The organism is Liquorilactobacillus mali KCTC 3596 = DSM 20444, assembly GCF_000260415.1.
In the GTDB taxonomy this organism is placed as follows: domain Bacteria; phylum Bacillota; class Bacilli; order Lactobacillales; family Lactobacillaceae; genus Liquorilactobacillus; species Liquorilactobacillus mali.
Genome location: NZ_BACP01000045.1, coordinates 1 through 12,672, shown reverse-complemented (window position 1 = coordinate 12,672; position 12,672 = coordinate 1). Strand labels below are relative to the sequence as shown.

Annotated in this window: 12 protein-coding genes; 6 read left to right on the top strand and 6 right to left on the bottom strand. The window is 35.6% G+C overall.

The annotated features are described in order from the left end of the window. Positions 1–102 precede the first annotated feature (102 nt). The 5 genes from GSM_RS08045 to GSM_RS08025 all read right to left on the bottom strand — a co-directional run bounded on the left by GSM_RS08045 (position 103) and on the right by GSM_RS08025 (position 6,023). Positions 103–2,124: a methyl-accepting chemotaxis protein gene (locus GSM_RS08045; protein WP_010078070.1), complete on the bottom strand. Its 2,022-nt coding sequence runs from the start codon at positions 2,122–2,124 to the stop codon at positions 103–105. Between the two features lie 297 nt (positions 2,125–2,421). Continuing rightward, positions 2,422–2,859 (bottom strand): Rrf2 family transcriptional regulator, encoded by a 438-nt coding sequence (locus GSM_RS08040; RefSeq protein WP_003687785.1) that lies wholly within the window; start codon positions 2,857–2,859, stop codon positions 2,422–2,424. A gap of 30 nt (positions 2,860–2,889) precedes the next feature. After that, entirely contained in the window at positions 2,890–3,735 is an 846-nt protein-coding gene (locus GSM_RS08035) for an SDR family oxidoreductase (RefSeq protein ID WP_003687788.1), read from the bottom strand. 300 nt (positions 3,736–4,035) lie between these two features. After that, positions 4,036–5,361 (bottom strand): MFS transporter, encoded by a 1,326-nt coding sequence (locus tag GSM_RS08030; protein ID WP_003687789.1) that lies wholly within the window; start codon positions 5,359–5,361, stop codon positions 4,036–4,038. A 164-nt stretch (positions 5,362–5,525) separates the two neighbouring features. Further along, on the bottom strand, positions 5,526–6,023 hold the full coding sequence (locus GSM_RS08025; RefSeq protein ID WP_003687791.1) for a DUF1440 domain-containing protein: 498 nt from the start codon (positions 6,021–6,023) through the stop codon (positions 5,526–5,528). A 239-nt stretch (positions 6,024–6,262) separates the two neighbouring features. Here GSM_RS08025 and rihA point away from each other — a divergent pair, with 239 nt between their 5' ends. After that, a complete protein-coding gene (gene rihA, locus GSM_RS08020; RefSeq protein ID WP_003687792.1) occupies positions 6,263–7,192 on the top strand; it encodes a pyrimidine-specific ribonucleoside hydrolase RihA in 930 nt (309 codons plus the stop codon). A 16-nt stretch (positions 7,193–7,208) separates the two neighbouring features. Then, the gene (locus GSM_RS08015; protein WP_003687794.1) at positions 7,209–7,736 is read left to right on the top strand and encodes a GNAT family N-acetyltransferase; all 528 of its coding nucleotides are present in this window, start codon (positions 7,209–7,211) and stop codon (positions 7,734–7,736) included. A 119-nt stretch (positions 7,737–7,855) separates the two neighbouring features. Here the strand turns inward: GSM_RS08015 and GSM_RS08010 are convergent, their stop codons facing one another. Beyond that, a complete protein-coding gene (locus tag GSM_RS08010; protein WP_029327398.1) occupies positions 7,856–8,956 on the bottom strand; it encodes a glycosyltransferase in 1,101 nt (366 codons plus the stop codon). A gap of 347 nt (positions 8,957–9,303) precedes the next feature. On the opposite strand from GSM_RS08010, the gene GSM_RS08005 reads away from it, so the two are divergent. The 4 genes from GSM_RS08005 to GSM_RS07990 all read left to right on the top strand — a co-directional run bounded on the left by GSM_RS08005 (position 9,304) and on the right by GSM_RS07990 (position 12,491). Next, on the top strand, positions 9,304–9,960 hold the full coding sequence (locus tag GSM_RS08005) for an HD domain-containing protein (RefSeq protein ID WP_003687797.1): 657 nt from the start codon (positions 9,304–9,306) through the stop codon (positions 9,958–9,960). Positions 9,961–10,143: 183 nt separating this feature from the next. Next, positions 10,144–11,016, top strand: a complete 873-nt coding sequence (locus tag GSM_RS08000) for a metal ABC transporter solute-binding protein (RefSeq protein ID WP_003687798.1) — start codon at positions 10,144–10,146, stop codon at positions 11,014–11,016. A 6-nt stretch (positions 11,017–11,022) separates the two neighbouring features. Beyond that, positions 11,023–11,679: a metal ABC transporter ATP-binding protein gene (locus GSM_RS07995; protein ID WP_003687801.1), complete on the top strand. Its 657-nt coding sequence runs from the start codon at positions 11,023–11,025 to the stop codon at positions 11,677–11,679. After that, positions 11,679–12,491 carry a metal ABC transporter permease gene (locus tag GSM_RS07990; protein ID WP_003687803.1) on the top strand — a complete coding sequence of 271 codons (813 nt, stop codon included), beginning with the start codon at positions 11,679–11,681 and terminating at the stop codon, positions 12,489–12,491. Before GSM_RS07995 ends, GSM_RS07990 begins: the two co-directional genes overlap by 1 nt. The last annotated feature ends 181 nt before the right edge of the window (positions 12,492–12,672 follow it).

Below are 12,672 nucleotides of genomic sequence, written 5' to 3'. Positions count from 1 at the left end.
TGAAGCTCTTTAATTTAGGGACTTATGGCACAGCCCCCTTTAAAAATGTCCTATAAATTTTCTGTCAGTGAAGCCCATGACACTTGACAATTTTCTTTAGACTTACTTCACCGTTTTAAATTTCTCTGTTCCATGTTCCAATACCTCGGAAACTTCTTTCAAATCTGCTATATTCCTTGTAAACTCTACCATTGTTGCCAAAACCTCTTCAGAATTTGCAGAAACCTCTTCTGTTCCAGCAGCATTTTCCTCCGTAGAAGATGCTACTCCTTCTAATTTTTCCAACACATCTTTTTGAACCTCTTTAATCTTTTTACTGTATTCTTCAACTTCAATAATTTTCCCCAATAATTTACTACTTTTTTTAAACACTTCTTGAGAGGAATCAATTGCATTCTCAATTAATTCGGTTTGTTTTTGTCCACCAGCAACAGAAGCTGCTGTTTGACTTACCATATCAGCAGATTGTTTTGTAATTTTTTGAATTATTTCTTCAATTTCTTTAGTCGAATTCTTTGTTTTTTCCGAAAGTTTTCGAATTTCTGTTGCCACTACAGCAAAACCTTTTCCTTCTTCACCAACACTAGCTGCCTCTATTGACGCATTCAGTGCCAACAAATTGGTTTGGTGTGAAACCCCGTTTATAACACTAATTATTTTATTAATATTTTGAATATTTTCATCAAGGCTATCAACTGTTTGGTTCAATTTCTCCATTTTATCCAATTCATTCTTCCAATTTTGTTCAACGTCTTTTGAAACCTTAATATTATCCTCATTCAGCTTCGCAGCTTCTTTGGAGTCTTTAGTCATTTGCTCGACATTTCCACTCAATCCATTAGTAATATGCGAAAGCTTCTGTAATTTTGTAACACTATTCTCAGTTTCCTGAGCTTGAACCCCTGTAACTTCAGCTATTCCCGTTATTGTTTGAGCAACTTCTTCTGTTGCTTTATTAGTTTGATTTCCCAATCCCATAAGTAAACTAGACTTTTGGGCAACTATTCTTGTCTCTTCCTTGACCTGATCAATAAGTTCACTAATCGAGGTAATCATTTTGTTATATAACGCAGTAATTCTACTGATTTCATTACCTTTTTCATTTGGCTTTAAAATTCTATGAACAATTCTGTTTAGCCAACTAGAATTCTTTGCAGCTTTAGGACTTATTATCGTAAGCTCCCCCCGACCAGCCTTAATAAAGTATTCACTAAGCTGTTTAACCAATATTGACATCATTTTACTTACGATTAATGAAAATATAACTACAATAACTAGTGTAATAGCGATAACCCAAATTGCTGTCATTATTAGCGAATTCAGTTCCTTATTTAAATCAGCCTTGCCAACTTTAGAAAAAACCCATGTAGAGCTATCCGAAGTTACTTTGTCAAAGTAAATCTCATCTATTTTGTTAGAGCCCTTAATAGAAAGGGTACCACGCATTTTTTTTGACTGCTTTATCTTCTTATAAAGCTCAGTTTTGTTAATATTTTGACCAAGTTGTAAGCCATCACTTTTACTTATATCATTGGTTGCTACCACACGCCCCGAATTAGATATTAGAGTTGCGCTCCCTGTTCTTCCAACCTTGATTCCCATCGCTGTGTTTTGTATTCCTGTATACGATGTATCCATTGCCAAAACCCCAGATTGTCCTTCATTATTATGTATTGAAATTGAAGCTGTCGCAATGTAATCACCTTCACTGTCTTTATATGGAGCTGTCCAATAAATACCACCGCTATTTTTTAAACCTCCTTTATACCATCCCTTGTTTAAAATACTTTTACTGCTTTTTGAGCTTGCAAAAGTAATTTTTTTAATATCACCGTTTCCACTCTTTATTGCCTTCAAAGTATGATTGATATTTTCATCATTGAACTTTGATTTAAAAATTTGCAGATAAGCTAAATTCTTAAGTTCCTGTTCAACCTTTGCCTGCAGATTTTGTTTAGATGTTATTAAAACATTTGTTGCACTTTTTTTACTAATATCGTTCCTAGAAATTAAAAGGTTTTTCGTCTGGATATAAGAACTTGTAGTAATTACAAGTGCGGGAATCATAACTGCAACTATCAAAACAGCAGCCATAATAGTTCCAATGCTTGTTTTGTTTTTCATAAAAAGCCTCCGTCAACTCTCTTATTGTGGCTAAAAATAACACACATATATTGATTTATCGGCCTTTTTCTTGCCTTTTTAATCCTTCAATTGAGAATTAATTGTGTAAAATACCAATTAACCACCTATATATAAAAGATTATTTTCTATCATGTATAATAATTTAAATTACCACTAGACAACTTAAAGAGACAGAACCAAAATTTTATTTTAGCCCTGTCCCTTCATTATTCATATATAGAGTCCAAACATCTCGTCTATTTTGTACCATATGACTTATTGAGATATCTCGCATCCCTATTTGCCTACAGAAACACCTTGTCTCACTAAAATTCCATCTATTATACCCTTTAATGAAATTTTCTTCATTTCTGATTCTGCCGCATTCTGCACTTTAGAATATTCACTCTCTAAAACACTCTGAATATTCCCGCCAACAAGACAATCCGGATTAGTCTTATCATCCACATGAAGTAAGTTGTGTTCATCTGTAATCGCACTATAGATATCAAATAAGGAAATCTCATCACTATCTCTAGCCAAAATCGGCTGCGCTATCCCCTTTTGTGTTATCAAGAGCCCATCACGAGTCAGATACATCATCAATCTTCTTACAAGACTTGGATTAGAATTAATACTTTTAGCAATTTCACTACTTGATAAAATTTGTCCTTTACATATCTCAATATATGCCATGATATGCACAGCATCACTTAATTTATGAGAATACTTCATATTATCCCTCTCTCTCATGCTAGGAAAACATTATATTTCTAACAAAGCTTCCTTTAAGGAGGTTGGTTCCCTGCCTAGAACATCGGCCAAATCTCGATCATTCTCTGTAAGTTCACCATCCTTAATCAAATTTTGAATCATTAAGACAACATCGGCAGTTTTCCCTAATCCGGCCCTATTCAATTCAGTTCGATACTCATCATCAGACAAGGACTCGACTTTGAACTGCCTCTTAGAAATACTAGCAATCGCCTTAGCAAGATCGACAAAGGAAAGTGAGTTACCAGCAAATTCATACACCATCTTCGGAACTTCTGTTACCAAAACTTTTGCCGCTGCTTCTGCATATTCTCGTTCAAGTGCCCATCCAACACGCCCATCACCAGCTGAATATTGGAAAGGATGACCTGCGAAAGCTCCTTTTATAAGATCAGTTTCATTCTCCAAATACCAGTTATTTCTTAAGAAAGCATGTCTTAGTCCACTATCAGTCAACGCTTTTTCCGTAATTTTATGATCTGCTGCTAAAGGACTCTTAGCCCGATCTGCATGTGGAAAGCTTGTATACGCAACAAAGCTTACTCCTGCATTTTGAGCTGCTTGTACAACATTCAGATGCTGCTTGTCACGCGGATAGCTTTTGCCCGGAATCGATGAAATAAAGAGTAGTCGGCTAATACCAGTAAATGCCTCTTCCAGCCCTTTTTCATCGGTATAGTCTGCTTTACGGATTTCAATTCCAGAGGGTAAAGTTTTTTCAGCCTTCTTTGTATTACGAGCAAATGCTACAATATCTTCCTTATTAACCAATTCAGTCAAATATTCGACTGCCTTCTTACCAAACTTACCTGTTGCTGCAGTAACTCCGTATTTCATATAAGATTACCTCCTGTATTTTTTAAGAGCACAACTTGTTACTTACAAAATAACATAGAAAAAAACTATTAGCAATTATCCAGCTTGTGTGCTTTCTCTCATAAAATCTTCTCTATAAAAATGAAAGTATGACAAGTCGATAAAATTTGAGTACTAAAGCGAAATTATGAACATTTTGAGGTTAGACAGAACATTTTGGCTTAGGGATCACGTTTATCCGGAATTGAGAATTAAAATAGAAAAGCCAGGTCAAAAGTTAACTTTTGACCTGACCCCATCTACTACTCACTTTAAGTATTCTTAATTATCAGAATTAATCTCTGCTTGCAACTTGCTCTCATTGTAAAAATGTAAAACAACAATCATTAAAGTATAGATAATGAGCGGTATCCAAACATAATTCATATTTATCATCTTTAAAGTTGCTAAGTTCTGCTTAGCATTTGGCACATACCCGGCAACATCAAACAAACTGGCAGTAATTAGGCCACTCAATCCGAGGCCTAAATTAACACCCAATATATTGGCGGAGGAAAGCACACCTTCTGCTTGTATTCCTAGCACTACACCATAGCGAATCGTATCCGCAATCATAATTGAGACCAGCCCAACAATAATCCCATTACCGATAGAGTTAATGAGAATGCCGCCAAAAATAACAATCAAACTACTTAAATATACACCACCAGCTAAAATAACTTGTCCGATTAATGCGGTAATCATGCCTAGAGTCATTACTTTTTTCTTATCATGCTTAATAGTTAATCTGATTAACAGGATTACGCCAATCAGCGATGAAAAAGTAAAACTGCTTGCCCATGGAACCAAGTCGGCATTATTCCATACATATTTAAAATAGTAAATTGTCGTCTGGTTCTTAATACCTGTAACTAACCAAAAAAGTAATATGACTACAGATAGGACAATCCATGGAGTATTTTTCTTTAACATCCCCACCACTTTCGATAATGGTTGGTGGGCGATCTCCTTAACCGTGAATCGCTCACGAATCTGAAAGAAAGTATTTAGAATCAGGATTAGTGAAATAATTCCAAATAAAATAATTGTCCATAAAAATCCTACTCTTTCGTTCCCACTTCCAAAAAGCGCTACAAGAGGAACTGTGAACACAGAAACAATGATCTGTCCAGTACTTCCTCCAAATTGACGAATAACTCCCAGCAAAGTTATTTCCCGTGAATTCTGTGTCATCGTCGGTAATACCGATGTTATTGGTGAATTAACTGTCGTGTAAAAAAATCCTAAGCCGAGATAAGTAACATATGCCCAAATCAATTTACCTTGCTCAGAAAAGTTTGGTGTCGCAAATGTTAAAATTGCAAAAGCAACATAGGGCACTGCATACCACAAAAAGAAAGGCCTGCTTTTCCCAAATCTTGAACGCGTATTATCAATCATAATACCTACAATGATGCTTCCAATTACATCAGCAATTCGCGCAACAATAAATAAAACTGCTACTGCTCCTGAATTTAAACCATAAACATCTGTATAAAAATAAAGAAGATATGTTGTCATTACCTGAAAAACAAGATTATCGGCAGCATCACTCAACCCATAACTAATTCTTTCAGGCCATTTTGTTTGCCATTTATTCTTTTCCACTAACGGGATTTCCCCCTTTATTTATAGGACTGTAGTTGAATCAAAAGTTAAGTTTTAACCTAGTCCTTTTATTGATTCTGGATAAACATGTTCCACAAGTCAAAATTATCATTCTAACTTCAACGACTTAGATCACTCTTTTAGTTCCAAATTAATATCAATTTTTATTTTTGTTCCTGATTATTCAATTCTTCAATTACTATATGGTTGACCCACATCCATGCCATATGTCCCAGTACCTCAGATACATGTTCTTCCATAGGCTGGTCTTTTGCAGCTGGAACTGTTCCCATTGCTGGCATTAACCCAACATGTGTTGCGGCCCAAACTCCCAAGCCAAACAAGGTTCCTTGTCCTGCTTTAATTACTGGCACATAATGGCCTGCAACACTATAAACCATTCCAAAAGTTGCTGAAAAGCCAAAATGAATAATGAAACTCGCCCATGGCATCTCATGTCCTGAGTAAGTATAAGTAGCATGTGTAACAAACTTTGGAATGCCTAATTGCTGCATAAAAGTCTGTGGTGGATTTGTTGCGTCTCTTTCTGGAGTTCTAGGTGGCAACAAATTTTCCCACCCTAATTTAACAAATCCTGATACAATTCCTGCCACGCCACCAATTACGAGAGCATCTTTTAAATCAAAATTTTTCTTTCCCATTCGAATAATTCTCCTTTCAAATACTGAAATAAGTTTAGCCTATTTATTTAAATTTTGCTATCATTTCGTTTGCATACTATTCTTAATCTTTGTTTGACAATCTATAGCTAGATACGTATCAAGATACTATAAAAATGATTATTAACTTATTTTTTCATTCATTTCAAAAAAAAGGTGTTATTTCAAGATATAATTGTATACAATACATCTTACATAGTTGTTTTAGAGGAGGATTTTTTATGAAGAAGATTATTATCGATTGTGATCCGGGACACGACGATGCTTTGGCGCTTGTCATGGCAGTTGCAGCTCCTGAACTTGATATTTTAGCAGTAACGACGTCAGCTGGAAACCAGACTCCTGATAAAACACTTAATAATGCAATGCGAATGTTAACTTTACTAAAACAAAATGATATCCCAGTTGCTGGTGGCAATGAAAAACCGCTAATACAAGACTTGATAATTGCAGAAAACGTCCATGGTAAAACTGGACTTGATGGTGCAGTACTACCGGAGCCTGATTTTGCGCCGGTAAATATTCCTGCGGTTCAACTAATTGCAGAAACACTCAACTCCTCTATAGACCCAGTTACTCTAGTTGTGACTGGTCCAATGACTAATATCGCCCTCTTTTTGCAAATTTATCCGCAATTAAAAACAAAAATTGAACAGATTGTATTCATGGGCGGTGCTATGAATACTGGAAATTATACGCCTAGCTCGGAATTCAACATTGCCGTTGATCCTGAATCCGCAAAAATTGTTATAAATTCGGGAATTCCTCTTGTTATGGCTGGGTTAAATTTAACTCATCAAGCACAAATTTACCAAGATGAAGTGGAAAATATTCGCAAAATCCATAACGAAGTTGCCCGCAGTATAGTTGGTCAACTAGACTTCTATGGTATTTATTACGGGCAAGACAAACTGGGCTTCAAAGGAATTCCTCTTCATGATCCTTGCACAATTGCTTGGCTCCAACATCCTGAATACTTTGAAGGAGCAGATTACCATGTCGATGTTGAAGTAGCTGGAACATTGACACGCGGTGAAACGGTTGTCGATCGATTTAACTTACTAAATCTCCCTCAAAATGTTCATGTATTAACCGCAATTAGGCGACAACAATTTATCCAATTACTTACAGATGCAATTGCTTCATTCTAGAAAAGGAAGTGGAAATTTGGCTCTAACTTATATTCGCTTAGCAACCCAAGATGATGTCTCTAAAATGCTTGTCATCGTAAAAGAAGCGCAACAGCTGCTTGCTTCTGAAGACATTCCACAATGGCAAAATGGTTATCCCAGCAAAGAAACTTTGTTAGATGATATTGCTAAAAAAATAAGCTATGTACTAATCGTAGGACAAGAAGTGGCTGGCTTTGCTGCACTTTTGCAAGAGCCCGACAATAATTATCAGAAAATTACTGCTGGTAAATGGTTCAACACTGAAGATACACACTATGCTACTATCCATCGAATTGCAGTTTCCTCTCATTTTCATGGACAGCACTTGGCAGAAACATTCATAAATCATTTAATTTCAATCTCTTGTTCACTTGGTTTCGATCAGATTAGAATTGATACTCATGAAAGAAATACGCGGATGCGCCATCTAATTAAAAAAATTGGGTTTATTTATTCTGGTATTGTTTATATGAATAATAACTCGGAAGATTGTCGTAACGCATATCAACTCTTTCTAAAATGATTCATCTTTAAGCCAATAAAAAAGTTGGGACCGATTTTTCTGATCTCAACTTTTTTATTGGCTTAACTTATCAAGCTCGCTCGTTTTCACTTCTACTACTCTCTTTTCAATTAAATATTTTATACTAGTTCTCTTTTTGTCTCAGCAATGACAGGTATCCATCGATCTGCTACTGCCTTTGGTGCAAAGTGCTTGATTCGTTCAAGAGAACGCTCAGAATAATACCGTCTCAGAAAACGACTGGTTGTCATCTTATCTAGGACTCGAACCATATCATCAACATCTTGTGGCTTAGTCATAATACCATAACGATTCTCTCGAAGGTACTCTGCTGACCCTGTATTTTCCATTGCCACAATTGGTAAACCGAAGCCCATTGCTTCACCCATAACAAGTGGCATTCCTTCCCACCTTGAAGTTGAAACAAAAATTGAAGCTTCTTCATAATGTTTCTGCAGCTCATGGTCCTTAAGAGCACCACGATAAATGATTTTATCAGCAACATCGAATTCTCTGATCAAATCTGTAAATATCGCCATATCCTCAGGTGTGCCTTTACCTGCAATTGCGATCTTCCAGTCATCTTTAAGTGACTTAGCAACTTTCAATAATAAGTCGATGCCTTTATGCTGAATCGCAATTCTACCAGTAAATGCAATAACATGACTGTTCAGATTGGCCGTTTTTTCTGGAACTAGGGTAAGCGGATTGTAGATTTTGACTGTCTGCTGATTAAACTGGCGGTAATTCTCATAATCAGAATCCGTTAACACAACTACAGTATCAGCAGACTCTAATCCTTGTCTGAATTCCTTAAGCATTCCCCCATAGTACTGTGTTACATAGGTGTTAAAGTTATTGTGCATCCACGCAATCACATTCACATTTGGTGTGTTTTCTTTAATAAATGGGGCAAAGCTCGTAAGCAATCCCGCAGGCAAAATCACACATCCATAATCTTCTTCATCTATATACTCACACAGATCAGCAATCTGGTTGGCGTATTCATCATACGGATTCTCTCCAAAAAAGTTTAAAATTTCACTGGATACCGGACGCTTAGCTGTTATCATGGGCGCCTTCAGCTCATAATACGGTTCTCCCTTGCTTAGCGAGTAAAATGCAACATCCATCTCTTCACTCAAGGTATTACCTAAAACCGTTGCAGCTCTCTTAACGCCATCCATCACAACATTCTCTAATGCTATTAATACTTTCATATAATTCGCTGTTTCCATACTGAAAACAGCTACCTCCCTTCTATACTTTACGTTATATAGGTCACACCTTTCTAAAGTTCAGGAGTTACCAAAACGCTCGGATCAAGCATCTAATTTAGATTCGAGTAATAGCTCCTTGTTAGGAATTCTACCATGTAAAAAAATTAAAAAAAGAAAAATGCTCTATACAGCATTTTCTGACTTTTTTTACTCTTAAATTTTTATATCACAACTAATGAACGTTCAACATATTTTATCTTCCTATTTAAAAATACATTCATGGATGAGATACTCTCTGAATTATTTGCTATAATCATTACTGAGATTGAAAGGAAGGTAATTTAGTTATGAATTTATCTGATAAAATTGCGAAGGTTCATCACTTTTCCCTAGAACAGATGGGTTCTGATAAAACGGGGCACGGGTTTGACCACATTTTGCGCGTTGTTAATATGACAAAAAAAATACTTAAAAGCGAACCTGGAAATTCTTTAATAGCAATTTCTGCTGCTTATCTTCACGATGTAGCAGATGATAAATTGGTAAGAGATCCTGCTACACAGAATGTTAAAACTATCGACTTTTTAAAAGACAGCGACTTTTCAGATAACGAAATCTCTGAAATAATGTATATTACAAAAAATCTATCATTTAGCTCCTCTTTAAAACCAAATCCACCTGTATTATCCATTTCTGGAAAAATAGTACAAGATGCAGATCGACTAGATGCGATTGGAGCTATTGGCACGCTACGTGCCATATATTATGGAGGAAAACATTCACAGGTAATATATGATCCTACAATTAAACCTAGAATATTAAAAGATAAAATTGAGTATCGTAATCTCTCAAAGGAAACAATTATCAATCACTTTTATGAAAAACTGCTTAACTTAAAAGACTTGATGAACACCACTACTGCAAAAGAGATCGCCGAAGGACGACAGGTATTTATGTTAAATTTTCTGGAAGAATTTATTGACGAATGGAATGGAAATTTATAATAAAATTTAAATGGTAATTCAGAAGTAATCTTCCCTAATATGTGTGCTTTTTTAATTTTAGATAATAGTAATGCTTACTACTATGATAATAAACAGCCTTGACAGTTGCATCTTAATTAGATAACATTCTAAATTGTAATTATTACTATTAAAAATTACATAATAAACTGGGGGATATCGATTATGAAGAAAAAGAACTATCTTTTCTTACTTTTATCTTTAATTTTAATTCTTGCCGGATGTTCGGCAAATACTCAAAAAAAATCGAAAGGAATTTCGGTTGTTGCTACAACTGATTTTTATGGCGAAGTTGCAAAAGCAGTCCTTGGAAATCATGGTTCAGTTACATCTATTATTAACAATCCAAATATTGATCCACATGATTTTGAACCGACTACCAAGACAGCCAAGACTGTTTCTAATAGTGACATATTGCTTTATAATGGTATTGGTTACGATTCTTGGGCAAAAAAATTGTCTGGTGCCAAGAAAATTGCAGTTGGTGAGGATATTATGAATAAAAAAGATGGAGATAACGAACATCTTTGGTATAATAGTAAGACAATGCCTGCTGTTGCCGAATACTTGGCAAAACGTTTTGGTAAAATCGATTCTAAAAACAAAGAAGAATATTTGAAGAACGCAAAAAAATATGCAAATAGTCTTTCCAAGTTAAACACGATGATTAGCCAAATCAAAAAGAACAGTGATAACAAACTTGTTGATGTTAGCGAACCAGTCTTTGATTACGCATTACAAGATATGGGATACAAAGTTAATAATGTACATTTTTCTAACTCTGTTGAAAAGGGAACAGATCCATCACCTAGCGATATTAAGAATATGCAAAATGATATTAAAAATCATAAGATTGCATTCTTTGTTCAAAATACACAAGCAAGTGATAAGGTCGTAAAGAATCTAGTAGCATTATGCAAGAAGTATGACGTCCCAGTAGTCAGTGTTACAGAGACTCTTCCAAAGAACAAGGATTACTTTAATTGGATGAAAGGCCAATACCAACAAGTCCTAAATATTCAAAAAAGCGAGAGTTAATATAGTATGAATTCAATGATGGAAGTCAGGAGTCTGGATATCCAGGTTCCAGGAAAACAACTATTTAAAAATCTAAGTTTTACCATTCCTGCTCATAAGTTAACCTGCATGACCGGTGAAAATGGAGTTGGTAAAACAACTTTAGTGAAGCATATTCTACAAAGTTTCAAGACAAAAGACGATCGAATCATCATTAATACCACTCGTGCTAGGACACAATATGTGCCTCAGCTGCGTAACATTGATGATGAATTTCCCTTGAGTGTACATGATTTTGTTGGGCTTGGACTTCATCAGTCTAATTTATTGTGGCACACTAAGTCTGAGAAAAAGCTGCTGCAAGATATTATCCAAAAAACACATCTTACTACGATTGCGAATCATCCATTGGGAGCAGCTTCAGGTGGCGAAAAGCAGCGTGCATTTTTAGCACAAGCTTTATGTGCCGAACCTAACTTATTAATATTGGATGAGTCAACTGCAAGTCTTGATACGAGTACAAAGAATGAATTGCTTGCTTTAATTCGTTCTCTATTAACAGAACAAGACATTACAGTTTTATTCATTACGCACGATCCTGAACTAATAGAGAAGTATGCGGATTATGAACTTCACTTATCCCATCTGCAAGCAGAACTTATCAGAAAGGAGCATAAAGAATAATGCTGCAATTTGATTTTATGCGCTATGCTTTTATTGCAGGAATTTTTATCTCCTTAATCTGTGGAGTAATGGGGACTTTTGTCGTTGCACGCCAAACTTCCTTCTTCACGCATACTCTCTCTGAAATCGGTTTTTCAGGTGCTGCCTTCGGAATCTTTCTGGGTATCAGTCCACTGCTCGGTATGATTATCTTCACAATGGCAAGTGCTCTGTTCATCGGTATTTCAGGTGATCGACTTAGTAGACGTGAAACTTCAATTAGTCTCTTCTCAGGGATTTTTATCGGCTTGGGTATTCTATTTCTTTCTCTCTCAAGTAAGCAATCCAGTTACGCAACTAATATCTTATTTGGGAGTATTGTTGGGATTAACATCGGTAACCTTTATTCACTAGTAGCATTAAGTCTATTGATTTTGATAGTTATAGCTTTGTTATTTAGACAATTGGCTTATAATTCTTTCGACGTGACAGGTTCCCAATACAATCAACATCTTAACTTACTGACTTCTATCGTTTTCTTGGGCTTGTTGGCTCTCACGATCAGTGTAACTTCACAAATTATTGGTTCTTTATTAATATTTGTTTTATTGACGATCCCTGCTTCTTCCGCAAAATTCTATACGGCATCACTTTGGAAGATGATTTTTCTATCAACTATTTTTTCGCTCGTTGGAATTTGGGCAGGTCTGTACTTTTCATATATAACAAATTGGCCAGTTACATTCTTTATTACAATGATTGAGGCACTTATTTACGGTTCAGCCTTGGTACGCCATCAGCTGCAAGTTAGCAAATTTTCATTCAAGAATTAGGAATTCATCCATTATAAATAAGGGGCTGTGCCATAAGTCCCTAAGTTAAAGAACTTCACCAGAGAAAGTAATGATTTTTCTGGTGAAGCTCTTTTGGTATAATTAAAAATAAAAAAGCACCGGTTGCAGCCAGCACTTTCAAAAACAATACCCCTATAGAAAGGATAATCAAAATGTATGG